This is a genomic window from Pantoea eucrina, from assembly GCF_002095385.1.
GTDB lineage: Bacteria > Pseudomonadota > Gammaproteobacteria > Enterobacterales > Enterobacteriaceae > Pantoea > Pantoea eucrina.
Genome location: NZ_MIPP01000032.1, coordinates 18,719 through 45,141, shown reverse-complemented (window position 1 = coordinate 45,141; position 26,423 = coordinate 18,719). Strand labels below are relative to the sequence as shown.

At 56.4% G+C, this 26,423-nt stretch carries 24 protein-coding genes and 1 tRNA gene; 9 read left to right on the top strand and 16 right to left on the bottom strand.

Annotated elements, in window-relative coordinates:
- From bcsO to HA43_RS13665, 10 genes are all read right to left on the bottom strand, one after another.
- The coding region (gene bcsO, locus HA43_RS13710) for a cellulose biosynthesis protein BcsO (RefSeq protein ID WP_128083818.1) at nucleotides 1–291 on the bottom strand (291 nt) is incomplete at its 3' end.
- Nucleotides 292–764: 473 nt separating this feature from the next.
- Nucleotides 765–1,775, bottom strand: coding sequence for a dipeptide ABC transporter ATP-binding subunit DppF (gene dppF, locus HA43_RS13705; RefSeq protein WP_039381655.1), 1,011 nt, complete (start codon nucleotides 1,773–1,775; stop codon nucleotides 765–767).
- Nucleotides 1,765–2,751: a dipeptide ABC transporter ATP-binding protein gene (gene dppD, locus HA43_RS13700; protein ID WP_039381653.1), complete on the bottom strand. Its 987-nt coding sequence runs from the start codon at nucleotides 2,749–2,751 to the stop codon at nucleotides 1,765–1,767. Before dppD ends, dppF begins: the two co-directional genes overlap by 11 nt.
- Before the next feature lie 12 nt (nucleotides 2,752–2,763).
- Complete coding sequence (gene dppC / locus HA43_RS13695; protein WP_094111900.1) at nucleotides 2,764–3,666, bottom strand: dipeptide ABC transporter permease DppC; 903 nt, start codon at nucleotides 3,664–3,666, stop codon at nucleotides 2,764–2,766.
- Between the two features lie 9 nt (nucleotides 3,667–3,675).
- On the bottom strand, nucleotides 3,676–4,695 hold the full coding sequence (gene dppB, locus HA43_RS13690) for a dipeptide ABC transporter permease DppB (protein WP_039381648.1): 1,020 nt from the start codon (nucleotides 4,693–4,695) through the stop codon (nucleotides 3,676–3,678).
- Nucleotides 4,696–4,895: 200 nt separating this feature from the next.
- Nucleotides 4,896–6,506, bottom strand: coding sequence for a dipeptide ABC transporter periplasmic-binding protein DppA (dppA, locus tag HA43_RS13685; RefSeq protein WP_039381644.1), 1,611 nt, complete (start codon nucleotides 6,504–6,506; stop codon nucleotides 4,896–4,898).
- Between the two features lie 841 nt (nucleotides 6,507–7,347).
- Nucleotides 7,348–7,424: transfer RNA gene (locus tag HA43_RS13680), tRNA-Pro, on the bottom strand.
- 121 nt (nucleotides 7,425–7,545) lie between these two features.
- Nucleotides 7,546–9,237, bottom strand: coding sequence for a kdo(2)-lipid A phosphoethanolamine 7''-transferase (eptB, locus tag HA43_RS13675; RefSeq protein ID WP_094111899.1), 1,692 nt, complete (start codon nucleotides 9,235–9,237; stop codon nucleotides 7,546–7,548).
- A 260-nt stretch (nucleotides 9,238–9,497) separates the two neighbouring features.
- Nucleotides 9,498–9,926, bottom strand: coding sequence for an organic hydroperoxide resistance protein (locus tag HA43_RS13670; RefSeq protein ID WP_039381640.1), 429 nt, complete (start codon nucleotides 9,924–9,926; stop codon nucleotides 9,498–9,500).
- A gap of 73 nt (nucleotides 9,927–9,999) precedes the next feature.
- Nucleotides 10,000–10,464: a MarR family winged helix-turn-helix transcriptional regulator gene (locus tag HA43_RS13665; protein WP_071668230.1), complete on the bottom strand. Its 465-nt coding sequence runs from the start codon at nucleotides 10,462–10,464 to the stop codon at nucleotides 10,000–10,002.
- A gap of 60 nt (nucleotides 10,465–10,524) precedes the next feature.
- Between HA43_RS13665 and HA43_RS13660 the strand changes: the two genes are divergently transcribed.
- Nucleotides 10,525–11,118: an HD domain-containing protein gene (locus tag HA43_RS13660; RefSeq protein WP_094111898.1), complete on the top strand. Its 594-nt coding sequence runs from the start codon at nucleotides 10,525–10,527 to the stop codon at nucleotides 11,116–11,118.
- 41 nt (nucleotides 11,119–11,159) lie between these two features.
- Here HA43_RS13660 and HA43_RS13655 read toward each other — a convergent pair whose 3' ends face one another.
- Nucleotides 11,160–11,456: an HTH-type transcriptional regulator gene (locus tag HA43_RS13655; RefSeq protein ID WP_039381633.1), complete on the bottom strand. Its 297-nt coding sequence runs from the start codon at nucleotides 11,454–11,456 to the stop codon at nucleotides 11,160–11,162.
- Between the two features lie 699 nt (nucleotides 11,457–12,155).
- Between HA43_RS13655 and HA43_RS13650 the strand changes: the two genes are divergently transcribed.
- The 5 genes from HA43_RS13650 to HA43_RS13630 all read left to right on the top strand — a co-directional run bounded on the left by HA43_RS13650 (nucleotide 12,156) and on the right by HA43_RS13630 (nucleotide 17,541).
- On the top strand, nucleotides 12,156–12,872 hold the full coding sequence (locus HA43_RS13650; protein WP_071668231.1) for a DUF3053 domain-containing protein: 717 nt from the start codon (nucleotides 12,156–12,158) through the stop codon (nucleotides 12,870–12,872).
- Nucleotides 12,873–13,303: 431 nt separating this feature from the next.
- Nucleotides 13,304–15,238: a PTS mannitol transporter subunit IICBA gene (locus HA43_RS13645; RefSeq protein WP_039381628.1), complete on the top strand. Its 1,935-nt coding sequence runs from the start codon at nucleotides 13,304–13,306 to the stop codon at nucleotides 15,236–15,238.
- A gap of 93 nt (nucleotides 15,239–15,331) precedes the next feature.
- Nucleotides 15,332–16,480 (top strand): mannitol-1-phosphate 5-dehydrogenase, encoded by a 1,149-nt coding sequence (mtlD, locus tag HA43_RS13640; protein ID WP_039381626.1) that lies wholly within the window; start codon nucleotides 15,332–15,334, stop codon nucleotides 16,478–16,480.
- A gap of 63 nt (nucleotides 16,481–16,543) precedes the next feature.
- Nucleotides 16,544–17,089 carry a mannitol operon repressor MtlR gene (gene mtlR / locus HA43_RS13635; RefSeq protein WP_175540444.1) on the top strand — a complete coding sequence of 182 codons (546 nt, stop codon included), beginning with the start codon at nucleotides 16,544–16,546 and terminating at the stop codon, nucleotides 17,087–17,089.
- An 89-nt stretch (nucleotides 17,090–17,178) separates the two neighbouring features.
- On the top strand, nucleotides 17,179–17,541 hold the full coding sequence (locus HA43_RS13630; RefSeq protein WP_065647847.1) for a YibL family ribosome-associated protein: 363 nt from the start codon (nucleotides 17,179–17,181) through the stop codon (nucleotides 17,539–17,541).
- 6 nt (nucleotides 17,542–17,547) lie between these two features.
- On the opposite strand, the gene HA43_RS13625 is transcribed toward HA43_RS13630, so the two are convergent.
- The 3 genes from HA43_RS13625 to fdhD all read right to left on the bottom strand — a co-directional run bounded on the left by HA43_RS13625 (nucleotide 17,548) and on the right by fdhD (nucleotide 20,253).
- Nucleotides 17,548–18,510 (bottom strand): VirK/YbjX family protein, encoded by a 963-nt coding sequence (locus HA43_RS13625; protein ID WP_094111897.1) that lies wholly within the window; start codon nucleotides 18,508–18,510, stop codon nucleotides 17,548–17,550.
- 184 nt (nucleotides 18,511–18,694) lie between these two features.
- Nucleotides 18,695–19,312, bottom strand: a complete 618-nt coding sequence (gene sodA, locus HA43_RS13620) for a superoxide dismutase [Mn] (protein ID WP_039381619.1) — start codon at nucleotides 19,310–19,312, stop codon at nucleotides 18,695–18,697.
- A 149-nt stretch (nucleotides 19,313–19,461) separates the two neighbouring features.
- Complete coding sequence (gene fdhD, locus HA43_RS13615; RefSeq protein ID WP_223811803.1) at nucleotides 19,462–20,253, bottom strand: formate dehydrogenase accessory sulfurtransferase FdhD; 792 nt, start codon at nucleotides 20,251–20,253, stop codon at nucleotides 19,462–19,464.
- Between the two features lie 332 nt (nucleotides 20,254–20,585).
- Here fdhD and fdhE point away from each other — a divergent pair, with 332 nt between their 5' ends.
- Together fdhE and HA43_RS13605 are read left to right on the top strand one after the other, a co-directional pair.
- Nucleotides 20,586–21,512 carry a formate dehydrogenase accessory protein FdhE gene (gene fdhE / locus HA43_RS13610; RefSeq protein WP_094111895.1) on the top strand — a complete coding sequence of 309 codons (927 nt, stop codon included), beginning with the start codon at nucleotides 20,586–20,588 and terminating at the stop codon, nucleotides 21,510–21,512.
- A gap of 48 nt (nucleotides 21,513–21,560) precedes the next feature.
- The gene (locus HA43_RS13605; protein ID WP_071668235.1) at nucleotides 21,561–22,172 is read left to right on the top strand and encodes a glutathione S-transferase; all 612 of its coding nucleotides are present in this window, start codon (nucleotides 21,561–21,563) and stop codon (nucleotides 22,170–22,172) included.
- Nucleotides 22,173–22,229: 57 nt separating this feature from the next.
- Here the strand turns inward: HA43_RS13605 and glyS are convergent, their stop codons facing one another.
- Entirely contained in the window at nucleotides 22,230–24,299 is a 2,070-nt protein-coding gene (glyS, locus tag HA43_RS13600) for a glycine--tRNA ligase subunit beta (RefSeq protein ID WP_094111894.1), read from the bottom strand.
- Between the two features lie 9 nt (nucleotides 24,300–24,308).
- On the bottom strand, nucleotides 24,309–25,220 hold the full coding sequence (glyQ, locus tag HA43_RS13595; RefSeq protein WP_039381606.1) for a glycine--tRNA ligase subunit alpha: 912 nt from the start codon (nucleotides 25,218–25,220) through the stop codon (nucleotides 24,309–24,311).
- Nucleotides 25,221–25,423: 203 nt separating this feature from the next.
- Here glyQ and HA43_RS13590 point away from each other — a divergent pair, with 203 nt between their 5' ends.
- On the top strand, nucleotides 25,424–26,419 hold the full coding sequence (locus HA43_RS13590; RefSeq protein WP_039381604.1) for an acyltransferase: 996 nt from the start codon (nucleotides 25,424–25,426) through the stop codon (nucleotides 26,417–26,419).
- The last annotated feature ends 4 nt before the right edge of the window (nucleotides 26,420–26,423 follow it).

Genomic DNA, 26,423 nt, shown 5'->3' with positions numbered 1-26,423 from the left:
CGGCGCGGTAGCCGCCAGGCTGCTGAGCAGCGAGGCGCCCTCCTCTGCCGGAGCACGCGGAGCGGCAGGTATGGCTGGCGCGGCAAATGCCTCAGGGCCGGCCGGCTGTGGCTGCGGCAGATCGATACGCTGCCCCTGGCCCAGCTCCGGCGCATCATCTGTGCTCAGCTGGCGCAGAATGGCCCACTGATGATGATCGGCGCTCTGCGCCTGACCCGACATATCTTTGAAATCGATATCAAGCGTCTGCGTTTTTTCTTTGAAACGCTGCAGATCGTCATAATTCTTCATGATCAGTGCCTGTGAAAGCAGAGGGAATTTTTTGGCGAATATAGCACACACATTAAAAGTCGGTGAGAAAATTCTGATTATTAAAACCGCATATCTGATAAAGCTGCTTTATCTGTGTTTATAAAAAACCGGATGCTTTACCGGCGGGAGATACGCGGCGAAAAGAGACTAATGCATTGCCGTTAACCGAAACGAAAATGCCGCCGAAAAGAAATTAAATATCTGTAAAATAAGGATATTTATGATTTTAGCGTTGCGTAACCCCAGCGGTTCAGCCGGCAACGCCTGCACGGTGATTTAAGAATTTGTCTTAGCGCGCTGCGCGGGGAGCCCTGTCGCTGACGGTCAGATAACGTAATGTGATAGATTTCCGGACTTATGCCCGGTTAACCTGATAAAGGTTAGCATTGCTGAACTGTTTTCGCTAAAAAAAGAAAGGCTCCCGCGGGAGCCTTTTTTATCAGTGGCGTTAATCAGGGTGTTTCCAGCGGCTGGTTTTCATCCTGATCGACGGCAAAGCAGGCAACCTGCTGATCGCCATAGCGTTTGAGTTTTGGCTGCAGCTGCACGCAGGTGCCAAAACGGCGCCGGCAGCGTGCGTTGAACGCACAGCCCGGCGGCGGATTGAGCGGGCTGGGCAGCTCACCGGTCAGTTTGATACGCTCGCGCCGCTCATCCGGATTAAGACGCGGCGTGGCGGAAAGCAGCGCCTGCGTATAAGGATGGCGCGGATTGCTGAAGATCGCCTCTTTACTGCCTTTCTCCACGCAGCGCCCGAGGTACATCACCATAACTTCATCGGCGATGTGCTCGACCACTGAGAGGTCGTGCGAAATAAAGACGTAGGAGAGGCCCAGGTCCTGCTGCAGATCCATCATCAGGTTCAGCACCTGCGCGCGTACCGAAACATCGAGCGCTGAAACCGGCTCATCCGCGATCAGGACATCCGGATCCAGCATCAGTCCGCGCGCAATGGCAATACGCTGACGCTGACCGCCGGAGAACATGTGCGGATAGCGATCGTAATGTTCGGTCTTGAGACCCACTTTCGCCATCATCTCCAGCGTTTTTTCGCGCCGCTCCGCTTTGCTCAGCGCGGTGTTGATAATCAGCGGCTCCTCAAGGATCTGGCTGATTTTTTTACGCGGGTTGAGCGAGCCATAGGGGTTCTGAAAGATGATCTGAATTTTCTGCCGGCGCAGTTTTTGCGCCTGCGGATCGTGCTTCAGCAAATCCTGTCCGTGCCAGTAAAGCTCGCCTTCGGTCGGGGTTTCGATCATGGTCAGCAGACGGCCAAGCGTGGATTTTCCGCAGCCCGACTCACCGACTACCGCCAGCGTTTTACCCCGTTCGAGGTTGAAGGAGACGCCATCCAGCGCCTTCACCAGGCGCTCCTGACCAAACAGGCCTTTCTTCACCGGGTAGTGTTTTTTCAGGTCAATCGCCTGCAGCAGATAATCCTGCTTCGTGTTATCAGGACTCATAGGTCGGTCTCCCGGCATCATCCAGTGGGAAGTGGCATTTAGACTGGCGGCCCGGAATGTCGCGCAGCGCAGGTTCTTCGGTACGGCAGCGATCGGTCACATAGGGGCAGCGCGGATTCAGCAGGCAGCCAGAGGGCCGGTCATATTTGCCCGGCACCACGCCCGGCAGCGATGCCAGCCGCGCCTTGTCTGCCGCAAACTCCGGCAGCGCCCGCAGCAGCGCCTGCGTGTAGGGATGACGCGGCGCCCTGAAGATATCCACGGCTTTGCCGCTCTCCACCACCTGACCGGCATACATCACAATAATGTGCTGCGCCGCTTCGGCAACCAGCGCCAGATCGTGGGTGATGAGGATCAGCGCCATGTTCTCCTGCTTCTGCAGCGCCAGCAGCAGTTCGATGATCTGCGCCTGAATGGTGACATCCAGCGCCGTGGTTGGCTCATCGGCAATCAGCAGCTTAGGCTTGCAGGCAATCGCCATGGCGATCATCACGCGCTGGCTCATGCCGCCCGACAGCTGGTGCGGATAGACATCAAGCCGCGAAGCCGGATCGGGAATACCCACCTGCTCCAGCAGATCGATAGCGCGCTGGCGGCGGGTGCGTTTACTGCCGCCCTGGTGCACCTTGAGCGCTTCCATAATCTGGAAACCCACGGTATAGCAGGGATTGAGGCTGGTCATCGGATCCTGAAAAATCATCGCCACTTCTGCGCCAACCAGCTGCCGGCGCTCTTTTTCAGAGATCTTCTGCAAATCGCGCTGGTTAAACTCCAGCTTCTCAGCCATGACGCGGCCAGGAAAATCGATCAGACCCATAATCGCCAGCGAACTGACTGATTTACCAGAGCCCGACTCACCGACAATCCCTACGACCTGGCCCTGCTCGACCTGATAACTGATGCGGTCAACCGCACGGAACGGTGTTTTTTCGTCGCCGAAATGCACCGATAACTTCTCTACATTTAATAACGCCATCTCGGTGCCTCTTTACTGCTTGAGTTTCGGGTCGAGTGCATCACGCAAACCATCGCCCATGAGGTTGAATGCCAGAACCGTCAGCAGGATGACCACTCCGGGGAAGGTCACTACCCACCAGGCACTTTGCGCATACTGCAGAACGTCAGAGAGCATGGTGCCCCACTCCGGCGTCGGCGGCTGCGCCCCCATTCCGAGAAAGCCCAGCGCCGCCATGTCGAGGATGGCGTTGGAGAAACCGAGCGATGCCTGCACAATCAGCGGAGCCAGGCAGTTTGGCAGAATATTGACGAACATCTGACGCAGCGTTCCCGCACCTGCCACGCCGGAAGCGGTGACATAATCGCGGTTAACCTCAACCAGCACCGCCGCGCGCGTCAGGCGGATATAGTGCGGCAGCGCCACAAACGTCAGCGCCAGCGAAGCGTTGACGATGGAGGGGCCAAAGATGGCTACCAGCACCAGCGCCAGCAGCAGGCTGGGCAGCGCCAGCATGATATCGACCAGACGCATAATAGTGGCATCCACCACGCCACCGAGGTAGCCCGCCATCAGGCCAAAAATCACGCCAAAAATCAGTGACAGTACCACGACCAGGCAGCCTACCAGCAGCGACAGGCGCGCCCCGAACATCAGGCGTGACAAAATATCGCGGCCCACATCATCGGTGCCGAGGAGATAACTCCAGCTGCCGCCCTCCTGCCATACCGGCGGATGCAGCAGCGCATCGCGGAACTGCTCTGCCGGACCGTGCGGTGCCAGAAAATCGGCAAAAATTGCAATCAGCAGCATCAGCGTGATGTAGACCAGGCCGATGACTGCGCCCTTATTACGTTTAAAATAGTGCCAGAATTCCTGAAACGGGGTCATCGGCTTTGGTGCGGCAGTTACGCGCGCGGGTTCAACAGCAGACATAGCTCCCCCTTATTTCTTATGTCGGATGCGCGGGTTGACCACGCCATACAGCAGATCAACCAGCAGGTTGACCAGAATGATCAGGATAGCAACCAGCAGCACGCCGCCCTGCACTACCGGATAGTCGCGGCGCTGCAGCGCTTCAATCAGCCAGCGGCCCAGACCCGGCCATGAGAAGATAGTCTCGGTCAGAATCGCACCGGCCAGCAGCGTGCCGACCTGCAGACCGATAACGGTGACCACTGGCAGCATCGCATTACGCAGCGCATGCACGACAATAACCCGCATGCGCGTCAGCCCTTTGGCGCGGGCGGTGCGGATATAATCCTCGCCCAGCACCTCCAGCATGGAGGAGCGCGTCATACGCACAATCACCGCCAGCGGAATGGTGCCCAGCACAATCGCCGGCAGGATCATATGCATGACCGCATCTTTGAAGTCGCCCTCTTCCCCCCACAGGAGCGTATCGATCAGCATAAAGCCGGTCAGGGGATGGCTGTCGTCAAGGAAGATGGTATCGCTGACCCGGCCAGAGACCGGCGTCAGGTTGAGCTGCACCGATACCAGCATAATCAGCATGATCCCCCACCAGAAGATCGGCATGGAGTAGCCGGTCAGGGAGATCCCCACGGCGGTATGATCGAAAACCGATCCGCGCTTTACGGCGGCCAGTACGCCCACCGGAATACCCACGGCGATAGCAAACAGCATGGCACAGATGCCCAGCTCCAGCGTCGCCTGGAAGCGCGGGACAAACTCATCCCACACCGGAATGCGGCTTTTCAGAGAGATACCGAGATCGCCGTGCAGCACCCCGTTGATATAGGTGATGTACTGCTTCCACATCGGCTGGTCGAGGCCAAACTGCGCCATCAGCTGTGCGTGACGCTCCGGGGAGATACCGCGTTCGCCCGCCATGATCAGCACCGGGTCGCCGGGGATCAGATGAACAAACGCAAAGGTCAGTAGGGTAATACCGATAAACGTCGGGATGACAAGGCCCAGACGTCGGAGTATGAATTGCAGCATAAGCCGGATTCTCAGTCATTCTCCCGCAGCGGAAAGTCGTCGCGGGACTACATTGCTCATAACGCGCGGTCGGCAAAGCCGGACGCGATGCAGGCAGCGCTTCAGTAAAAGTATTTGCCGGAAAAAAGTACGGGACACGGATGGCGAAGAGCGCATCCGAGGGCCAGCAGGCTGGCCCTCACCGTGATAATCCGAAAGGGTTATTCCTGAATATCGACGTTTTCGAAGTGATGCTTACCTAACGGATCAACCACATAGCCGCTCACTTTCTTGCTGACAGGCTCATAGACGGTCGAGTGTGCAATGATCAGTGCCGGAGCCTGATCGTGCATAACAACCTGCGCCTGCTTGTAGAGCGCAATACGTTTATTGTGATCGGCTTCCGCACGGGCCGGCTGGATCAGATCTTCAAACGGCTTGTAGCACCAGCGGGAGTAGTTGGAGCCATCTTTTGCCGCTGCACAGCTGAACAGGGTGGCAAAGAAGTTATCCGGATCGCCATTGTCGCCGGTCCAGCCCATCATCACCGTCTGGTGTTCACCTGCTTTGGCGCGCTTGAGATATTCGCCCCACTCATAGGTAACAATTTTGGCTTTTACGCCAATTTTCGCCCAGTCCGCCTGAACCATCTCCGCCATGCGGCGCGCGTTCGGGTTGTATGGACGCTGCACCGGCATTGCCCAGAGATCGATAGAGAAGCCATCCGCCATGCCTGCTTCTTTCAGCAGCGCTTTGGCTTTTTCCGGATCGTAGGCGTAATCTTTGATCTCGTCGTTATAGCCCCACATGGTTGGCGGGATCAGGTTTTTCGCTGCCTGCCCTGCTCCCTGATAGACCGCATCGATGATCGCCTGCTTGTTGACCGCCATGGTCAGTGCCTGACGCACTTTGGCGTTATCCAGCGGCTTTTTCTCTGTGTTAAATGAGAGATAACCCACGTTCAGGCCAGGCTGCTCCATCAGATTGATTTTGCTGTCTTTCTTCATGCTGGCGATGTCAGCCGGGTTTGGATAAGGCATCACCTGGCACTCGCCCTTCTGCAACTTGGCGTAGCGCACTGACGCATCTGGCGTAATAGAGAAGACCAGACGATCGATTTTTGGTTTAGTGCCCCAGAAGTCCGGGTTCGCTTTGTAGAGAATGCGTGAATCTTTCTGATACTGCTGCAGTACAAACGGGCCGGTGCCGACCGGATTCAGGTCGAGTTTTTCCGGCGTGCCTGCTTTCAGCATGTTATCCGCATACTCTTTAGAAAGAATAGAGGCGAAGTCCATACCGAGGTCAGCGAGGAAAGGTGCTTCAGGACGGGTCAGGGTAAAACGCACGGTGTGATCGTCAACTTTTTCAATTTTGCCGATCAGCTTCGGCATATCCATGCCTTCAAAATATTCGTAGCTGCCGCCAGAGACGCCGTGGAATTTATTGTTTTTATCGAGCTGGCGCTCAAATGAAAACACCACGTCATCGGCGTTAAATTCACGCGTTGGTTTGAAATCTTTCGTGCTCTGCCACTTCACGCCCTGGCGCAGGTGGAAAGTGTAGGTTTTGCCATCTTCGCTGACATCCCACTTTTCAGCCAGGCCTGGCTGCAGTTCAGTGGTGCCGGTTTTAAACTCAACCAGACGGTTATAAATCGGGACCGAGCTGGCGTCATAGGTGGTGCCAGAGGTAAAGAGCTGCGGGTTGAAACCTTCCGGCGAGCCTTCTGAACAGTAGACAAGGGTCTTCGCCTGAACACCGGCAGCGACGGTCATCGCAATCAGGCTGAGACCGGCCTTCAGCATCCTGGATTTAGCCCGGGAGTTCATCATGTTTTGCTCCATTGTGATGTGATGTTGTGTGCATCGCCCGTCCTCTGATTTTTTTATGCGGTACGGGCAGGTCTGACAGCGACCAGAATGTGAGCGGTTATTGTTATTGCCCTGGCGGGATACACCAGCCAGATGCGTCCGTCTCTACATCTTACTGAGGCATCAATTTGTCAACAGTTGCAACGAACGTCAATACAACGTGGGGTTATTTACACAGAGTGTGAGTAAGTGCAAGCAACGATAAAAAAGAGCACTGGAGAGAGAAACCGATATATAAGGCGGTGAAAAAGCGTTCGATACCGCTGGATTATCTGGCGCTTGCGTCAAATAACAGTGATTATCACCGCTAAAAAACATTTTAAAATTGTCGATAAACGTCGAATATCTGAACGATTCCCCGTGCGTTATGACGTTCGGGTAGCGAAATATGCTGGCGTAATGGCATAAGAAATCAGCAAAAAGCAAAAGCCGGTCATAAGCAGAATGTGTCGCGAATTAAGAGAGGTGCTTTGATGCAGCAAGTGATGAAGAGCGGTGTTGAGGAATAATAAGGTTTATCCCGGTGATGATTAATGGAACGCGTAAATTGATGACTTTGCTTGATCGCTGCCGGGATGTGAGTCTGGTTCAGGGAAGGCCAGTAAATCCTCAGTCATCACCGAAGCCGGATAAAGGGTGAAATGCGGGGCCGTGGAGTAAAGCGTCACACGCCATGAATGGCGTGTGACGGGCGATCAGGGACGGACCTCGTCTTTACGGAGCGGTCGCGGATTTCACCCTGAGAGTGCAAATACGACAGACGAAAAAAACCTGCTTTTTGCAAAGCAGGTTTCTTAAATGATGGTCGGCGAGAGAGGATTCGAACCTCCGACCCACTGGTCCCAAACCAGTTGCGCTACCAAGCTGCGCTACTCGCCGATGGGGGCGAATATTACTGCTGCGCCTTTACAGCGTCAATCCCTTTTCCCTTTAAAGCTGCCTGATTGCCTGAAAAGCAGGCAACCGCGCCGGGAAGGCGATCTCAGCGCGGGCATACCGGTCAGAGATTGCTCTGTGCTTTAGCGGCGGGAGCCTGACACCAGTTGTTTGCCGGATTGATACCGCCATTGGGTGAGGTGTAGCCCAGACAGCCCAGTATGGTATCAAACAGCTCAACGTGACGATGCGTTTTACCGACACGCTGCTGCGCCTGCAGTCGCTCAAAGTTGCTGCGGTTCACCGGATCGTCCAGATATTTATCGGACGCCCAGACCATCATCGGCACGCGGAACTGCTCAGGCGGCGCCATCTCACGTGGGGTGCCGTGCAGGTGCATATTTTCGCTGATCGACTCGCCGTGGTCCGCCGCATAGAACACCAGCGCTTTTTTATCACGCAGCTGATCCAGTACGCTGTCGAGCATCGAGTCCACATACAAAACAGAGTTGTCATAAGCGTTGATCAACTGCGCCTTGCTGCAGGTGTCATCCACGCCCATGCACTCAGGCTGATAACGCGCGAAGCTGCGGGGATAGCGCTGCGAGTAAAGATAGTGTGAGCCTTTGGTATGCAGCACCACCAGATGTTTGCCTTTCGGGAAACGCTGCAGGGAAGCCTGCAGTTCCGGCACCAGCAGCATGTCGTCTACCGCTTTACCCTGATTACGCTTTTCAGAGCCGATCTGCTCGCGGAAAGAGAAGTTATTCACATCGGCATTGTCATAGAACCAGACCTCGCTCTGCATGGCGAACAGCTCAGAGGTAAAACCCAGCTCTTTCATGACGGCAAATACGTTCTGCTCTTTCAGAGTACGGCCCGGATTATCCATGGTGCCGCCTTCGCGAACAAACATGCAGCGCAGCGAGAGCTTGGTTGCGGTGTCGCAGGACTCACCGCGGAACGCCACCAGGTTTTTCTCTTTGGAGAGCTTTGGCGTGGTATCGCGATCGTAGCCCAGCATCCCCATATGATCCCAGCGCGTGGTTTCACCGATAACAAACACGACGTAAGTGTCATCAATGCCTGCCGGTGCCACATAGGTAAAGTTTTTCGCCGGATCGAACAGCGCTTCGCTGTCCAGCTTTTCATCCACTTTAGTCCAGGTAAACAGCCCCAGAGCAGCAATCCAGTTAGAAGGCAGATAAGAGTGTGCCACTACCCCGCCATAGCTGGGCAGATCGATATTCGTGATCTCTTCCTGCGTTTTCTGCAGTTTGTCAAAATAGCGGATCGGCAGCCATACCAGCGCCACGCTCAGCAGCATAATAGCTACCGGTTTCAGGCGCTGTCCCGGTGTTTTTAGCTGCTCAATCAGCGTCATACGCAGCCGGTTGCGCCAGATCAGCAGCAGCGGCAGCGCGCTGACCAGCACCATCCAGACAATAAAATGCAGGCCGATCACTTCTTTAGAGAGATCGATGTCGGTTGTCATAACCGAAGCCACAATGCCGTAGCCAATCACGACATTAAAGAAGGTCATGTAATATGCCGCGGCCACGGAAATCACTACCAGCAGACTGGCCAGCACGCGGTAAGCCCATTTTCCACCCAGCGAGAGCAGGCGCATCAGGAAAAAGGTAAGTAAAACAGCGGCCGTGACTTCAGCAACAGCAGAAAGCCAGTCGGACGGGGTTGATTTGGTTAAGAAGCCGTCAAAGCGGCGGTAAAAAATTGGCAGGTTTAGCAGGATGCCAAGATAAAGTGCGAGCAGCAGAGAAAGCTTCTGCTGAGTTAAACTTTTGATATAATTCATTTAAATTTTCTGTTCCCGACCCGGTGTCGATTTATCACCGTTCCTGTGACTCTGTTCAGACAGCAAGGTTCGCTTTGAGAATGGAAAAGCGTGACGTATCGAGCAGGATCGGGACGAATCTGAACCGAAAATAACTGCGATGCCGTGTTAAGCGCAGCAGTAGAACATTTAACCAATGGTAAGACCAGATTTTTTTGTGCGGGCTAAAAGCGGGTGAATAAAAAAGGCTCCCGCAGGAGCCCGGTTAACCGCGTGCGTGCTTAATTAATGATATTCAGCGTCACGTCGATATTGCCGCGGGTGGCATTAGAGTAAGGGCACACGATGTGTGCAGCATCGACCAGCTTTTGGGCTTCTGCAGCATCCATCTCCGGCAGGTGGATATTCAGCGTAGCTTCAATACCAAAACCGGTCGGAATCGGGCCGATGCCAACTTCACCTTCAATCCATGCCTCTTTTGGCATCGCGATTTTGTCGCGACCGGCAACAAATTTCATGGCGCCGAGGAAACAGGCTGAATAGCCCGCCGCAAACAGCTGCTCCGGATTAGTCGCCTCGCCACCGGCTCCGCCCATCTCTTTTGGCACGCCCAGCTTAACGTCCAGGACGTTGTCAGAAGAAGTTGCACGTCCGTCACGGCCACCGGTTGCTTTTGCTTTAGCTGTATAAACCACTTTGTCTAAAGACATACTTTATCTCCGTTCGCTATATAATAACGCGCTACTTATCCGCGCCGATGTAAATGCTTTTTTATCCGCGCAGTCAGCCTGCGCGGTTCAGATTGGTGCGCAGCATATCAAGCTGCTCTTTCAGCGCTGCCATCGTCCCGGTGTCACAGGCCGTCGCACACTGCACCGCTTCCGGAATCGCAGCGGCGCGCGCCTGTAGCTCGCGCCCCTCATCGGTCAGCGTCACCACGACCTGCCGTTCATCCTGGCGTGAACGCTGCCGGCGCACCAGCCCGGCTGTTTCCAGCCGCTTAAGCAGCGGCGTCAGCGTCGCGGAGTCAAGAAACAGCTGTTCGCCAATCTCTGACACCGTGACATCATCCTGCACCCAGAGCACCAGCATCACCAGGTATTGCGGATAGGTGATATTGAGTGCCGCCAGCTGCTGACGATAGACCTTATGCATGGCCAGATTTGCCGAGTAGAGCGCGAAACAGAGATGCTGATCAACCTGGAGTGGCGGCCGCTTCACTTTTTTGCCATCTTGATTACTGTTCATGCAAATTAATATAGATAGCGCGCTAGATAATTGCAAGCTACTTTTCACGGGAGAGTGAAGATGCAGGATTCACTGGAGGAGCAGGCGCGTCGTTTTGCTACTGAACTTCATGCAGCTACAGGCCAGCGACGTAAATACACCGATGAGCCCTATATCGTTCACCCGCAGGCAGTGGCTGAACTGGTGCGCAGCGTAACCGATGATGAAGAGATGCTGGCAGCTGCCTGGCTGCACGATACGGTAGAAGACACATCCAGCACGCTACAGGATATTGAACAGCAGTTTGGCCAGCGCGTAGCCGGCCTGGTCGCGATGCTGACTGACAGCGCCCAGCCGCAGGCCAGAAACCGCGCGGCGCGCAAACTGGCACACTTCCGGCATACGGCGGACGCCTCACCCGAAGCGCAGACGATCAAGCTGGCAGATATTATCGATAATACCCGCGCGATAGTGCAGTTTGACCCGGATTTTGCGCGCGTTTATCTGATTGAGAAGCAGGTGCAGATTCAGCTACTGCTGCAGGGCGATAAACAGCTCTGGCAGCAGGCGCATCAGAATATCAAACAGGGATTGCAGCAACTGTCGCAGCCCCCCTATAACCTTCCGGAAAGCTGGTTCGCCCGTCAGGCGGCTAAATTTGAAGCGCTGAAATAAAAAACCCGCCGTGCAGGCGGGTTCGGAGAACCGATAATTGGTTACTCAAGCAGCTGCCGTCCCAGATAAGGATTCGCCTGCAGCAGCTTCATCAATTTGCGTGCCGTAGCGGAGGGGCGCGTGCGCTGCGCTTCCCAGCTTTTTACTGATGAGACGCTCACCCCCATCACGCGGGCGAACTCATCCACCTGCATGCCGGTCATCTCACGTAAACGCTGTGGCTCGGGAACTGACACCGTGTTGAGTGCAATATCTGATACGGAAGGCTTAGCATCACGTGTCAAAACAATTTGCTCAAGACTGCTGAGTAATTCAACCATTGGATCTTTTAATTCCATAGAGAACTCCTTAAAACTCACTATGAAGCACGTGAAAGTAGAGAGGTAAGCATCAAATGATGCTGAAACCAGGCTTTATCAGGCTGCATCCCGCAGCGGTTTGGACGTTAGAGTTATAAAACCGTTACGGGACACAGCCTGCTGGGCACTGCGAACATGTCAGCGCAATGCAACAATTGCCGGGTTTCTTAGTATGGGTCAGAATCCAGGAATTGCTGTCTGTTTTTTGATTATTTTTTCATCTTGCTTATGGCTAAAACCTGCAGTAACGCTTAAGTGCCTGTCAGGTAAAAAGTTGCTGTCTGTCACACTCTGCCCCCTGTCCTGAATGAAGCAAAAATAGCGCCAGATCCGCATTTCGCATCCTGCGGACGTTTCGCACCGCCGCTGCGGCATTTTTGTTCGCATTGTGCTCAATAATAGAGCAGAGATGCACCAGTCTGATGCATATTAAAGGAGAGGTTATGAGTTATGCCGCCTCTGCTGCGTGCACTCCTTCGCCTGCTACGCTGGTCAGGGGCTGAAATAGGGCAGCGGTCTGCCACATCGTTGACTATTGCTGTGCCACACGGGCGCGCTGACCGGAGAGCATCACACTGCACGCCTTCGGTCATTGTGCACGCCAGGCCATTGCACTATTCTTTAGGACCATTCTCAGCGATTCACATATTGCCATTTTGTCACGACAGGAGTTGAAACATGGCGTCAGGAACTTCCCGCATCTGGATGCGTACCGGCATGCTGCTCGCCAGCGCGCTGGTCATATTGCAACTCACCGCCTGCGGTGACAAAGAGGGCGATCAGCGTAAGGCGTTTAACGATTTTCTGCAAAATACCGTGATGCGCAGCGGTGAACATCTGCCGGCACTGAGTGAAAACCAGAAGCAGACCTTCGGTAACTACGCTAGTGACTATGCCATTCTGTATGGCTTTTCTCAGCAGGTGAGTCAGGCCACGGAACAGGGTATGCGTCCGGTCGTGGATGAGCTGGCAGCGATTCGCGTTCCGCAGGATTATCTGACCCGCCGCGATACCCTGCGCCAGGTGAGCGGCAATCTCAGCGTTCTGACGCAGCAGATCCAGAGCGCGAAAATGCAGGCTGACAGCAGCAAGGCGACGCTTAAACAGCCCGACGACCTGAAAAAGTCGTATGACGCAGCCTATGCAAAAGTGGTTACACAGCCGGCAGGCACGCTGATCCCGCTGCTGCCTAAGCTGCAGGCGCTGAGCCAGAGCGCTGTACAGACCGGAGACTATCTGCAATCGCAGGGAACACGCGTCACTTTTAATGATGGTGGCGTACAGTTCCCGACGCAGGATCAGGCGACCCGGTACAATGCGCTGATGAGTGAGCTGTCTGCAAATGCGCAGGCGCTGACGCAGGCGCAAAATGCAGTACAGGGTTCCTGGCAATAACGCCGGTTACGGGCAGTATTACCACTGCCCGGTTCTCGCTGCGCTTCGCTTTATAACGGCCTGCCGCTTTACCTACCCGCCTGTGATCTGGCGCAATTATGACCAGAAATTCTTTGTGACGCTAATCACACTTCTGCAATAAACCCGCACTACCAAAGAGTGAGGCTTATCACATAAAACCCGCTTTTTTGCTGAATTTTTCGGCGTCGCTGCTTTTTTATCCTGTCTTTGTGTGACAAGAGTCACATTAACCCCCCCTGTTCACCCCGCTTTTGCGTGATATGGATCACACTAATCCCGGACGCTACGCACGCTCCTGAACAAGTGCTAGAGTCCGCCTGCATACAGTAATGCCACGGCCCCCGCCGTAATGTCTCAACAAAAACAAATGCGCGCTCTTATTGCAGCGCGTCTCAATAAGGGGTGGGTTTATGTCCTCATCAGTCAAGGTCAGAGTGCAGAGCTTTGGTCGCTTTCTGAGTAATATGGTGATGCCTAACATCGGTGCGTTTATCGCATGGGGTATCATCACCGCGCTGTTTATTCCAACCGGATGGATCCCGAACGAAACGCTGGCGAAACTCGTCGGTCCGATGATCACCTATCTGCTGCCGCTGCTGATTGGCTTCACCGGCGGCCGTCTGGTCGGCGGCGATCGCGGTGGCGTGGTCGGCGCCATTACAACAATGGGCGTCATTGTCGGTGCCGATATGCCGATGTTCCTCGGCGCGATGCTTGCCGGACCGCTGGGCGGCTGGGCAATCCGCGCGTTTGACCGGGCCGTTGACGGCAAGATCAAAAGCGGTTTCGAGATGCTGGTGAATAACTTCTCCGCCGGCATCATCGGTATGCTGCTGGCGCTGCTGGCGTTCCTGGCTATTGGTCCGCTGGTGCAGGGGCTGTCGCACATTCTCGCCGCCGGGGTTAACCTGATGGTGCAGAACAACCTGCTGCCGCTGACCTCTATTTTTGTTGAGCCGGCGAAAATCCTGTTCCTTAACAACGCCATCAACCACGGCATTTTCTCGCCGCTGGGTATTCAGCAGGCGAGCGAAGCGGGTAAATCGATCTTCTTCCTGATCGAAGCTAACCCGGGCCCGGGGATGGGCGTGCTGGTCGCTTATATGATCTTTGGTCGCGGCAGCGCCAAACAGTCAGCGGGCGGTGCCGCTATTATCCACTTCCTCGGCGGCATCCATGAGATTTACTTCCCGTATGTGCTGATGGCGCCGCGCCTGCTGCTGGCGGTGATCCTGGGCGGTATGACCGGCGTATTTACGCTGACGCTGCTGAATGGCGGCCTGGTCTCTCCGGCGTCACCGGGTTCTATCCTGGCCGTGCTGGCGATGACGCCAAAAGGCGCCTATTTTGCTAACGTTGCCGCTATCGTAGCCGCTTTTGCCGTCTCTTTTGTTGTCTCTTCTATCCTGCTGAAAACCAGCAAAGTGAAAGAAGACGAAGATATTGAAGCGGCGACCCAGCGTATGCGCGACATGAAAGCGCAGTCTAAAGGCCAGCCGGCGGCAGGCGCACCGGTAGTAGCTGACGCTCACAGCGTAGACGTGAGCCACGTGCGTAAAATCATCGTTGCCTGTGACGCCGGTATGGGTTCCAGCGCCATGGGTGCCGGCGTGCTGCGCAAAAAAGTGCAGGATGCGGGCCTCACGAATGTGTCGGTGACGAACAGCGCTATTAATGCGCTGCCGGGTGACGTTGACCTGGTGATCACACACCGCGATCTCACGGAACGGGCGATGCGTCAGGCACCGCAGGCGCAGCATATCTCGCTGAATAATTTCCTTGATAGCGCGCTCTACACCAACCTGACCGAGCGACTGGTCACGGTAAACCGCAGCGTGGCGCATCGCGAAACGGTGCAGTCAACGCTGGCAGACAGCTTTGATAACGAGAATACGCACCTGTTTAAGCTCGGGACGGATAACGTATTCCTCGATCTGAGCGCCAGCAACAAAGAGCAGGCGATCCGCTTTGCCGGTGAGCAGCTGGTAAAAGGTGGCTATGTCCAGCCAGAGTACGTTGAGGCGATGCTGGCCCGTGAAAAGCTGACGCCAACCTATCTGGGTGAGTCGATTGCGGTTCCGCACGGAACGGTAGAAGCAAAAGATCGCGTGCTGAAAACAGGCGTGGTGTTCTGTCAGTATCCGGCAGGCGTACAGTTTGGCGATGAGCCGGATGAGGTGGCGCGCCTGGTGATCGGGATTGCGGCCCGCAACAATGAGCACATTCAGGTGATCACCAGCCTGACCAACGCGCTGGATGATGATAGCGTGATTGAACGACTGGCGCAGACCCGCAGCGTGCAGGAAGTGCTGGATCTGCTCTCAGGCAGCAGCGTCAAAGCGTAATCAGTCAGCAGTTTTTTCCCCGGGGCGGGCAGGCCCGCCCTGTGTCCGGGGCGGAAATGCCCGCCCTTTCGCTATTTGAGATGGGTCAATTTTATGAAAGCGTTACATTTTGGAGCAGGCAATATTGGTCGCGGATTTATCGGCAAGCTGCTGGCCGATGCCGGCATCGAGCTGGTCTTTGCTGACGTCAATCAGGTTGTGCTGGATGCCCTTAACGCCCGTCACACCTATCCGGTTCATGTTGTTGGCGAACAGGCAAAAACAGAGACGGTCACCGGCGTCAGCGCCGTTAACAGCACCAGCGATGACATCATTGCGCTGATCGCTGAAGTCGATCTGGTCACGACTGCCGTCGGACCGCAGATCCTTGAACGTATTGCCGGCAGCGTGGCGCAGGGTCTGATCGCCCGCCACGATCGGGGTAATACCGCACCGCTTAACATCATCGCCTGCGAAAATATGGTGCGCGGCACCAGTCAGCTGAAGCAGCATGTGCTGAAGGCGCTGCCGGCGCAGCATCACGCCTGGGCAGAAGCGCACGTCGGCTTTGTCGATTCCGCCGTGGATCGTATTGTCCCGCCTTCTGAAGCGGGCAGCAGCGATCCGCTGGAAGTGACCGTTGAGACCTTCAGCGAATGGATTGTTGATAAAACGCAGTTTAAAGGGGCGCTGCCGGCGATCCCTGGCATGGAACTGACCGACAATCTGATGGCGTTTGTTGAACGCAAGCTCTTTACCCTTAATACCGGCCACGCTATTACCGCTTATCTGGGCAAACTGGCGGGTCATGTAACCATTCGCGATGCGATCCTGGATAGCCGCATTCGCGCCGTGGTTGAGGGGGCCATGCAGGAGAGCGGCGCCGTTCTGATCAGGCGCTACGATTTTGATGCAGAGAAACATGCGGCTTACATCAGCAAAATCCTTACCCGCTTTGAGAACCCTTACCTGAAAGATGACGTCGAGCGCGTAGGCCGCCAGCCGCTGCGCAAGCTGAGCGCAGGCGATCGCCTGATTAAACCGCTGCTCGGCACGCTGGAGTACCAGCTACCGCACGATAATCTGGTGCAGGGGATCGCAGCCGCGATGCACTACCGCAGCGATGCCGATCCGCAGGCGCAGGAGCTGGCCACGCTGATCGCGGAACAGGGCGTTGCAGAGACGCTGGTAAAAATTTCCGGCCTGGAGCCGGAGAGTCAGGCAGTAGAGGCTGTGGTGAGCGCTTACAGCGCTATGGCATAATGCGCGCCCCCGGGTGAGCAAACCGGGCGCAACAGGGTTGCGCCCGCAGACGGTAGCTGAACGATGCAGGCAATGATGGAAGAGAAGCAGGCTTTTGAAAACCAGGTGCTTGAGCGCCTGAACGCCGGTCGTTCGGTGAGAAGCTTTCTGATTGCTGCGGTTGAACTGCTGGCAGAAGCGGTTAATCTGCTGGTGCTGCAGGTCTTTCGCAAAGATGATTATGCGGTAAGGTACGCCGTCGAACCGCTGCTGCTGGGAGACGGGCCGCTGGGCGAGCTGTCGGTACGTCTTAAGCTTGTTTACGGACTGGGCGTGATTACGCGGCAGGAGTATGAGGATTGCGAACTGCTGCTGACGCTGCGCGAAGAGCTGAACCACGACGCCAGCGACTATCGCTTTACTGATGACGAGGTGCTGGGTCCGTTCAGTGAGCTGCACTGCGTGGTCGCCTGGCCGCCACAGCCCGACTTCACCCGCGATGATGAGGCGCTGCGCATTATGCAGCAGCAGCGTTATCTGCAGATGGTGCGATCCACCATGGTGCTCTCTTTGACCGAACTTATTTCCCGTATTTCGCACAAACAGGCATTCAAAAAGCCCGCTGTCTGACCTCAGGCAGCGGTACATCGAACAGTCGTACTGCCCGCCCGGCCTAAATTAATGTATCCTTTCCCTGTTTTCCTTAATGAGTTTTTCCAATGAAAGAACAAGTCAAAGCCGAGATCAAACGCCTCAGCGATCAGCTGGACGCACTGAACCGCAAAGAACCCCAGCTGCTGGAAGCGGGTGACGCTGAAAAGCTGGGTGCGCTGCTGAAAGAGAAAGAGACGCTGGTGCAGGAGATTGAACGTCTGCGCGGCGTACGTGATGAAAAGCTGAGCAAAGAGGCGCAGCAGCTGCAGCAGCTGCCGTTCAGCCGTGAAATCACGAAAAAAGAGCAGGCCAACATGGGTGCGCTGAAGAAAAGCGTGCGCGGCCTGGTTGTGGTGCATCCGATGACCGCGCTGGGACGAGAAATGGGTCTGAAAGTCATGACCGGCTACGCAAAACAGCCGTTCTGAGGCTGTTCAGGCTGCACGGTCTGCGCGGTGAGCGCAGCCGGCGGCCTGCTGAACCTGCTCTTTCAGGCTGTCGAGCAGCGTGTAGCGCCGGCGATATTCGGCGCGCTTTTTACTGGCTATCTCCTCCAGCGCTTTGCGCTCCATCTGCAGCGGCAGCGTAAAGCAGCCGTCGGCCCGCTCCTCGCCGCCCAGCGACAGCCAGAACTCACTGTAGCTGGCAAAAAACTTATCCCCTTTACTGTGTCGATAGCGCAGGCTGCGAAACACATGCGTGGTGTCGCCGACGGCGGCTATCGCTTCTGCTCCACACGCCTCCGCCAGCAGAAACAGTGCTTCCATCAGCACGCGCTTGGGAAACAGACCGTGCGCAGCTTTGGTCGCTTCGCGGATCGCCTCCGACGGAATATGCTTGCGCGGCCCCTGTAGTCCGCCAATAAACAGCGTACACCGCTGCGGCCCGCCAATCAGCGAGAATGAGAGAGAGGCCAGCAGCATACTTTGATAGTGCAACGTCAGCGTCAGCTCACCTTCGCGATCGTAATAGCCGGAGCTGCAGGCAATCGTAAACTGCTCTTCATTTTTGCCGCTGAGCTGTGCAACAGGCGTACCGGCCGGATTCAGCATTAGTTGACGCAGGGCGGGATTATCAAGCTGTGCAACATGCTGGTAGTGCTGCACGATAGCGCGTGCGCGCTGCGCCACGCTAAACCGCGAACAGAGATAGGGACGATGCGGTTTAGCGGGCAGCAGACCCTGGCTGGCCATCAGCTGTGGCAAAAAGGGCAGCTGCGCCAGCTGCTGCAGATAGGTCAGCGTGGTAAACGGATAGAGCGCCGTTCGCAACGCAAACTTGGTACGAAAGCGGCCGCTGTGCCAGAGATTATCAGGTCGAAGTTTGCCGCTGATCAGCGGAAAAAACAGCGCTGAAGAAGAGAGATCGCCCGATTCAGTGTGGGTAATTGTTGTCATAAGGAGCTTAACGTCTCGAAAAAACCTGCTGCAATGTTAAGCACAGCCGCTTCAACGATTCGTTAATGACCCCACCCCGCCGGCACTAAACGGTTTGCTGTTTAGCTGGGGTTTAGATTGCCGTGACGCAGATAAAAAAAACCGGCGACATCGCACCGGTTTTTTACGCAGAAATAAGCGCTGATTATTTTGCTGAAGCAAAACGCGCTGCTGCTTCGTCCCAGTTCACTACGTTCCAGAACGCTTTGATGTAGTCAGGGCGCTTGTTCTGATACTTCAGATAGTAAGCGTGCTCCCACACATCCAGACCAATGATTGGGAAGCCAGACGCACCGGCGATCGCGTCACCCATCAGCGGGTTATCCTGGTTAGCGGTTGAAACCACAGCCAGTTTGTCGCCTTTTTTCACCAGCCACGCCCAGCCAGAGCCAAAACGGGTAGCTGCTGCTTTTTCAAACTCTTCCTGGAATTTCTCAACGCTACCGAAATCTTTTTCGATAGCCGCTTTCAGGTCGCCCTGCAGCGTGGTGCCGGTTTTCAGGCCTTTCCAGAACAGGCTATGGTTAGCGTGGCCGCCAGCGTTGTTACGCAGCGGGCCTTTTTTGTCTGCTGGCAGCTGATCCAGTTTGGTAATCAGCTCATCAACCGGCAGATCGGCGAATTCGGTACCTTCCAGCGCTGCGTTAGCGTTGTTTACGTAGGTCTGGTGGTGTTTGGTGTGATGGATTTCCATCGTCTGCTTGTCGAAGTGCGGTTCCAGTGCGTCGTAGGCGTACGGCAGGGATGGCAGTGAATAACTCATGTTCTTCCTCTCCATTTAATGTTTTGCAGCATCACCTTACCAGTGTGCCGCGTAAGCAGTGGGATCATTATAGTTAAAATCATGATCCATAAAAGGGTTATCAATGCCGTAGAAATGATAAGGATTTGCGGTTCAGCGGCCTGAACCGGCTAGCGCAGCCGCTGCGGGTGGGTATAGATCGTTGCCCGCCCTGGCTTACTGAAGCCTACCAGCGTCAGATTACTGCGCTGCGCAACCTCTACTGCCAGCTGGGTGGCGGCCGAGACCGCAAACAGGATCTCCACGCCGCACATGGCGGACTTCTGCACCATCTCATAGCTGGCGCGGCTGGAAACCAGTACTGCGCCCTGCTGCCATCCCTGCTTACTGCGCAGCCCCAGCAGCTTATCCAGCGCAACGTGCCGCCCGACATCTTCACAGCCGCCCGGCAGCAATCCCTCGGGTGAGAGCCATGCCGCCGCGTGCGTACAGCCGGTAAGATTGCCCACCGGCTGATAGTCACGCAGCCGCGCCAGCCCGCTGTCCAGCTGAGCCAGGTCAAACGTCTGGGTAAAAGGCAGCGGCTGCAGCGGCTTACCAATCTGATCCAGCTGCTCAACGCCGCAAACGCCGCAGCCGGTTCGCCCCGCCATCGCCCGGCGCTGCGCTTTTAACGCCATAAACCGGCGGCTGGCGAGCTCAATCTGTACTTCAATGCCGTTGCAGCCCGGCACCACATCGATGCCATAGATCTCAGCCGGTTGTTCAATAATCCCTTCTGAAAGCGAGAAACCCAGCGCAAACGCCTCGAGGTTGTCAGGCGTCGCCATCATGACCACATGCGAGATGCCGTTATAGACCAGCGCTACCGGCACCTCCTGTGCCAGCCAGTCAGTTTCGGCCGTTTCCGGTGTCCGGCGCTGCCACACTTCAGCCTGGCTTACGCCAGCGATCGTTTTCACAGGTTGCTCACCTGCCTGCTGTTTTGCTGTCACGTTATCTGTCTCTTATTGCACTCATCAAAAGCGGCGGGCCTCACGGCCTGGACGCTATACCGGCTGCCGGTTCAGATGCTGAGCATGAACGTCGGCCAAAAATTTTTCTTCAACTTATGTGCTGGCACTCTGGCTGCGCGGCCTGCGGCGGTCACAGAATCGTCCCTCCCTCCGGCTGCCGTCACCGGCAGTTAATCGTCCGTCAGCCAGCCGCCTGAGCGTCAGGCTGCTATCATCAGCGTAGTCGTGCTGCTTTCATTGTTGGCAGCGTTATCGCCAGAAAATAGAGGTGTTCCCTGATGAGTATTCGCATTATTCCGCAGAATCAGCCGGAAACACGCGAACCGCAGACCGCGGAACAGATCCCGCCGCTGCTGTTTCCCCGGCTGAAAAATCTCTATAGCCGTCGCGCTGCACGCCTGCGCCATCTGGCGGCAAAAAATCCGCTGGGTGACTATCTGCGCTTTGCTGCAGTGATCGCTCAGGCGCAGGAGATTGTGCTGTATGACCATCCGCTGCGGCTCGATCTGCGTCCGCGCCTTGCAGAAAGCGCGCAGCGCAATGAGCCGCCGCTTGATATTCGCCACTATCCGCGCGATCGTCACTGGCAGCAGCTGCTGCATTCACTGATTGCAGAACTCAAACCGGAGATGAGTGGCCAGGCGCTGGCGGTGCTGGAGAACCTGGAAAAATCGTCCGCCAGCGAGCTGGAGACGCTTGCCAGCGCGCTGCTGGCCGGGGAATTTAGCCGGGTCAGCAGCGATAAGTCGCCTTTTGTCTGGGCTGCACTGTCGCTGTACTGGGCGCAGATGGCCGCTATGATACCCGGCAAGGTGCGGACGGAACAGGGCGATCACCGGCAGTTCTGCCCGGTCTGCGGCAGCGTTCCGGTTACCGGCCTGGTGCATATGGATGTGGCGCAGGAGGGATTACGCTATCTGCACTGCAACCTGTGCGAAAGTGAGTGGCACGTCGCCAGTGACCGATGCTGCAACTGTGAGCAGACGCGCGATCTGCACCTCTGGTCGCTCGATAATCACCAGGCTGCCGTTCATGCAGAGAGCTGCGGCGACTGCGGCACCTATATGAAACTGCTCTGCCAGGAGCGGGATCCGGCGGTAGAGCCTGTTGCCGACGACCTGGCGTCGCTGGTGCTGGATGCGCGCATGGAGCAGGAAGGGTTTGCCCGCAGTAGCCTGAATCCATTTATGTTTCCCGGCGAATAGCTGGCCCGGGCGTTACCGCTACGTACCGCGTTTTATACGGAGGCTTTGATGAAACTGATAGGCAGTTATACCAGCCCGTTCGTGCGCAAAATTTCAGTTATTCTGCTGGAAAAGGGCATCGTGTTTGAGTTTATAAACCATACACCCTGGGCGGAAGATAGCCAGGTGCCCCACTATAATCCGCTGGGAAAAGTACCGGCTCTGATCGACGAGCGCGGATTAACCTGGTACGACTCTTCTGTCATTGCTCAGGTTATTGAGCTGCGTGATGAAGCACCCGCCCTGCTGCCTGATGATGCGCTGCGCGCGCTGCAGGTACGCCAGCTGGCAAAGCTGGCTGATGGTATTAACGACGCGGCGGTGACCATTGTGCGGGAACAGATGCGGCCTGGCGCGCAGCAGTCTGAAGAGGTGCTGCTGCGCAACCGTGAAAAAATCCAGCGCGGTCTGGATGCGCTGGAGGCGGCCGCGGCGAAAGCGGAGTTGATCAACACCGGCACACTGAATCTGGCGGATATCGCGACCGGCTGCATGATTGGCTATCTGAATTTCCGTCGCGTGCTGCCGAACTGGTGTGTAAACCGCCCGGCGCTGGTCAAACTGGCGGAAACCCTGTTTCAGCGCGAGAGCTTCGCGCGTACCGTGCCGCCGGCAGGTTAGACGGCAATAAAAAAGGGACGATTGCTCGTCCCTTTCGCTACCGCATCCTGCTGCCGTTTACTGCAGCAGGGAAATATCTGCCACCTGCAGGAACAGCTGACGCAGCTGTGCCAGCAGCGTCAGACGATTCACGCGCACGGCATCATCTTCTGCGTTAACCATAACGTTGTCGAAGAAGTTATCTACCGCTTCACGCAGCTGTGCCAGCTCCACCAGCGCATCCTGATAGCGGCCTTCAGTAAACCAGGGATGCAGCTTGTCGCTCAGCGCGGTGACGAAAGTCGCCAGCTGGATCTCCGCGTTCTCTTTCAGCAGCGATGCCTGCACGCTGTCGTTCAGCGGATCGCTGGCTTTTGCCAGAATGTTCGACACGCGCTTGTTGGCCGCTGCCAGCGCTGAGGCTGCCTCCAGCGTGCGGAAATGCGATACCGCTTTCATGCGCGCATCGAAATCTGCCGGACGGGTAGGACGACGCGCCAGTACCGCCTGAATGGTATCAACGCTGTGACCCTCTTCCTGATACCAGGTACGGAAGCGACCCAGCATGAAGTCGATCACCTCATCAACCGCTTTCGCGTTGCTCAGCTTGCTGCCGTAGAGGCGCACGGCCTCTTCGGTCAGACTCTGCAGATCGAGCGGCAGATTCTTCTCGACGATAATACGCAGTACGCCCAGCGCGGCGCGGCGCAGTGCAAAGGGATCTTTGTCGCCTTTCGGATGCTGACCGATACCAAAAATGCCCGCCAGCGTATCCATTTTATCTGCAATCGCGACGGCACAGGCCACCGGGTTAGAAGGCAGCGCATCGCCAGCAAAGCGCGGCTGATACTGCTCATTGAGCGCTACCGCCACATCTTCCGCTTCCCCGTCATGACGGGCGTAGTGCATACCCATGACGCCCTGGGTGTCGGTAAATTCAAACACCATGTTGGTCATCAGGTCGCACTTGGAGAGCAGGCCGGCGCGGGTCGCGTGATTGACATCTGCACCAATCTGCGCGGCGATCCAGCCTGCCAGCGCCTGAATGCGGTCGGTCTTATCACGCAGCGTGCCCAGCTCTTTCTGGAACAGCACCGTCTCCAGACGCGGCAGATTATCTTCCAGACGCTTTTTACGATCGCTGTTAAAGAAGAACTCCGCATCCGCCAGACGGGGACGCACAACTTTTTCATTACCGGCCACGATCTGCTGCGGATCGCCTGACTCGATGTTGGTAACGAAGATGAAGTTCGGCAGCAGTTTTCCTTCCGGGCTGTAGACCGGAAAATATTTCTGATCGCCTTTCATGGTATAGACCAGCGCTTCCGCCGGTACTGCCAGGAACTTCTCTTCAAACGTTGCGGTCAGCACCACCGGCCACTCCACCAGCGAAGCAACCTCTTCCAGCAGGCTGTCGCTGAGATCGGCGACGCCGCCCAGCTGCTGTGCAGCCGCTTCCGCATCCGCCTTGATTTTTGCTTTACGCTCAGCGTAATCAGCCATTACCTTACCGCGCGCCAGCAGCTGCTGCGGATAGTGATCGGCGTGCTCCAGCGTAAACTCCGGCTCGCCCATAAAGCGGTGGCCGCGAATGGTGCGCGCTGACTGTACGCCCAGGATAGTGGCCGGGATCAGCTCCTCTCCCAGCAGCAGCGTCACGGTATGCACCGGGCGCACGAACTGGACATCGCTGGCGCCCCAGCGCATCAGTTTTGGAATCGGCAGCTTGCTCAGTGCGGTAGTGACCATTGCCGGCAGCAGCGCGCTGGCCTGCTCGCCCTTCACCGCGGCGCGATGCACCAGCCATTCGCCTTTATCGGTGCTCAGGCGCTCAGCCTGATCGACCGTGATGCCGTTGCCGCGTGCCCAGCCTTCAGCTGCTTTCGTCGGATTACCCGCTGCGTCAAACGCAGCCGCGACGGCGGGGCCGCGCTTCTCAATCTCGCGATCGGGCTGCGCCGCCGCCAGCGCTGCGACTTTCAGCGCCAGACGGCGCGGAGCAGCAAACCAGCTGACTTCGCCGTGCGTCAGGCCAGCGCTGTCCAGCTCGGCAGTAAAGTGTGCAGCAAAAGCTTCCGCCAGGCTGCGCAGGGCTTTCGGAGGCAACTCTTCGGTGCCAATTTCCACCAGGAAAGTTTTATCGGTCATGGCTGCCTCTTACTTATTACGGTTGCACATCGGGAAACCCAGCGCCTCGCGTGACGCATAGTAGGCTTCCGCCACGGCTTTCGTCAGGGTGCGAATACGCAGAATATAGCGCTGGCGTTCGGTAACGGAGATCGCCTTGCGCGCGTCGAGCAGGTTAAAGCTGTGGGCCGCTTTCAGAATGCGTTCATAGGCTGGCAGCGGCAGCGGCTTCTCCAGCGCCAGCAGCTGCTGCGCCTCTTTCTCATACTGCTCAAAACAGCTGAACAGGAAACCGACGTCGGCATATTCGAAGTTATAGGTCGACTGCTCTACTTCGTTCTGATGAAACACATCGCCGTAGGTGGTTTTGCCAAATGCACCGTCGCTCCAGGTCAGATCGTAGACGCTGTCCACGCCCTGGATATACATCGCCAGACGCTCCAGGCCATAGGTGATCTCACCCGTGACCGGCTTGCACTCAAGGCCGCCAACCTGCTGGAAGTAGGTGAACTGCGTCACTTCCATACCGTTGAGCCACACTTCCCAGCCGAGGCCCCAGGCGCCCAGCGTCGGGTTTTCCCAGTTATCTTCTACGAAACGAATATCGTGGATAGTGGGATCGATACCCAGCTCTTTCAGCGAGCCGAGGTAGAGCTCCTGAAGATTGTCCGGGTTAGGCTTGATCACCACCTGGAACTGATAGTAGTGCTGCAGACGATTGGGGTTTTCACCATAGCGTCCGTCGGTCGGACGACGTGAAGGCTGCACGTAGGCGCTGGCCATCGGCTCCGGGCCAATAGCGCGCAGGCAGGTCATCGGGTGTGAGGTGCCGGCGCCCACTTCCATGTCCAGCGGCTGGACAATGGTGCAGCCCTGGCGCGCCCAGTAATCCTGCAAGGTCAGGATCAGGCCCTGAAAGGTCTTGGTATCAAACTTTTGCATGTTGAATTCGCACGGGATACGGGTGAATTAAAAAGAGTTCGACAGTATACCCTTTGACCGGGCAATGTGCAGCCGGAAATCCTGAGGCTGTGCGGGTCGCGCGCGCTTTTGCCGCACAGAGGGCTCTGAATTACGGCGGCAGATGTTGTTGAGTGGCGGCACAGCGGCTACCCTTCCTCGCACCATCTGTACGCGAGGATCCCATGCCGCAAAAAATTAGCTGGATCGACAACTTACGTGCGGTCGCCTGCCTGATGGTGATCGTGATCCATACCACGACCTGGTATATCACCGGACCGATGGCGGTCACCGGCATAACCTGGGATGTGGCCAACCTGATGAACGCCGCCTCCCGCGTCTGCGTGCCGCTGTTCTTTATGATCTCAGGCTACCTGTTTTTTGGCGAGCGCAGCGCGCAGGCGCGACATCTGATACGCATTGTGCTTTGCCTGCTGTTCTACAGCGCGGTCGCGCTGGCGTATATCACCTGGCTGACACCGATCAGCGAAGGTCGATCCATCATGAAGCTGCTGCAGAAGCCGGTGTTTTATCATCTGTGGTTCTTCTTTGCGATTATCGGTATCTACCTGCTTTCGCCGCTGATACAGGTCAAAACGGTACAAAAACGCTATGTGGCGCTGCTGGTGGTGGTGCTGGCGGTGGTGGCAAACCCGAATACGGTCAGCCAGTCAGTGGGATCCTTTCGCTGGCTGCCGGTCAATCTCTATGTCAGTGGCGACAGCATCTACTACCTGTTGTACGCCCTGCTCGGACGCGCTATCGGCTGTATGGAGACGGGCGGCCGCCGGATCGGCTGGCTGGCGGGAGGCGTTTTTATCGCCTGCGTGCTGGGTATTGCACTCGGTACAAAGCAGCTGCTGCAAATCAACGGCGCCTTCAACGACACCTGGTATCTCTACTGCGGGCCGCTGGTCTTTATCGCGGCCATCAGCCTGCTGGTTCTGTTTAAAAACAGCCTGAACCAGCGGCCGCTGCCGCTGCTGGCGACCATTTCTCGCTATTCGCTGCCGGTATATGGTTTTCACGCGCTGTTTATTCACTATCTGCGTACTCACCACTATGACGATATGTCACGCCCCTGGCTCGATTTGCCGTGGGTGTTTGGCGTCACGCTGCTGGGCAGCCTGCTGCTGGCAAAGGTGCTGAAGCGCATCGATACGCGACAGCTGGTCAGCTGAAAGC

Bases quoted from the DNA above. Each gene is read 5' to 3' on its own strand.
- dppF (WP_039381655.1), bottom strand. From the start codon at position 1,775: ATGAGTCCTGATAACACGAAGCAGGATTATCTGCTGCAGGCGATTGAC.
- dppD (WP_039381653.1), bottom strand. From the start codon at position 2,751: ATGGCGTTATTAAATGTAGAGAAGTTATCGGTGCATTTCGGCGACGAA.
- dppC (WP_094111900.1), bottom strand. From the start codon at position 3,666: ATGTCTGCTGTTGAACCCGCGCGCGTAACTGCCGCACCAAAGCCGATG.
- dppB (WP_039381648.1), bottom strand. From the start codon at position 4,695: ATGCTGCAATTCATACTCCGACGTCTGGGCCTTGTCATCCCGACGTTT.
- dppA (WP_039381644.1), bottom strand. From the start codon at position 6,506: ATGATGAACTCCCGGGCTAAATCCAGGATGCTGAAGGCCGGTCTCAGC.
- eptB (WP_094111899.1), bottom strand. From the start codon at position 9,237: ATGAATTATATCAAAAGTTTAACTCAGCAGAAGCTTTCTCTGCTGCTC.
- HA43_RS13670 (WP_039381640.1), bottom strand. From the start codon at position 9,926: ATGTCTTTAGACAAAGTGGTTTATACAGCTAAAGCAAAAGCAACCGGT.
- HA43_RS13665 (WP_071668230.1), bottom strand. From the start codon at position 10,464: ATGAACAGTAATCAAGATGGCAAAAAAGTGAAGCGGCCGCCACTCCAG.
- HA43_RS13660 (WP_094111898.1), top strand. From the start codon at position 10,525: ATGCAGGATTCACTGGAGGAGCAGGCGCGTCGTTTTGCTACTGAACTT.
- HA43_RS13655 (WP_039381633.1), bottom strand. From the start codon at position 11,456: ATGGAATTAAAAGATCCAATGGTTGAATTACTCAGCAGTCTTGAGCAA.
- HA43_RS13650 (WP_071668231.1), top strand. From the start codon at position 12,156: ATGGCGTCAGGAACTTCCCGCATCTGGATGCGTACCGGCATGCTGCTC.
- HA43_RS13645 (WP_039381628.1), top strand. From the start codon at position 13,304: ATGTCCTCATCAGTCAAGGTCAGAGTGCAGAGCTTTGGTCGCTTTCTG.
- mtlD (WP_039381626.1), top strand. From the start codon at position 15,332: ATGAAAGCGTTACATTTTGGAGCAGGCAATATTGGTCGCGGATTTATC.
- mtlR (WP_175540444.1), top strand. From the start codon at position 16,544: ATGCAGGCAATGATGGAAGAGAAGCAGGCTTTTGAAAACCAGGTGCTT.
- HA43_RS13630 (WP_065647847.1), top strand. From the start codon at position 17,179: ATGAAAGAACAAGTCAAAGCCGAGATCAAACGCCTCAGCGATCAGCTG.
- HA43_RS13625 (WP_094111897.1), bottom strand. From the start codon at position 18,510: ATGACAACAATTACCCACACTGAATCGGGCGATCTCTCTTCTTCAGCG.
- sodA (WP_039381619.1), bottom strand. From the start codon at position 19,312: ATGAGTTATTCACTGCCATCCCTGCCGTACGCCTACGACGCACTGGAA.
- fdhE (WP_094111895.1), top strand. From the start codon at position 20,586: ATGAGTATTCGCATTATTCCGCAGAATCAGCCGGAAACACGCGAACCG.
- HA43_RS13605 (WP_071668235.1), top strand. From the start codon at position 21,561: ATGAAACTGATAGGCAGTTATACCAGCCCGTTCGTGCGCAAAATTTCA.
- glyS (WP_094111894.1), bottom strand. From the start codon at position 24,299: ATGACCGATAAAACTTTCCTGGTGGAAATTGGCACCGAAGAGTTGCCT.
- glyQ (WP_039381606.1), bottom strand. From the start codon at position 25,220: ATGCAAAAGTTTGATACCAAGACCTTTCAGGGCCTGATCCTGACCTTG.
- HA43_RS13590 (WP_039381604.1), top strand. From the start codon at position 25,424: ATGCCGCAAAAAATTAGCTGGATCGACAACTTACGTGCGGTCGCCTGC.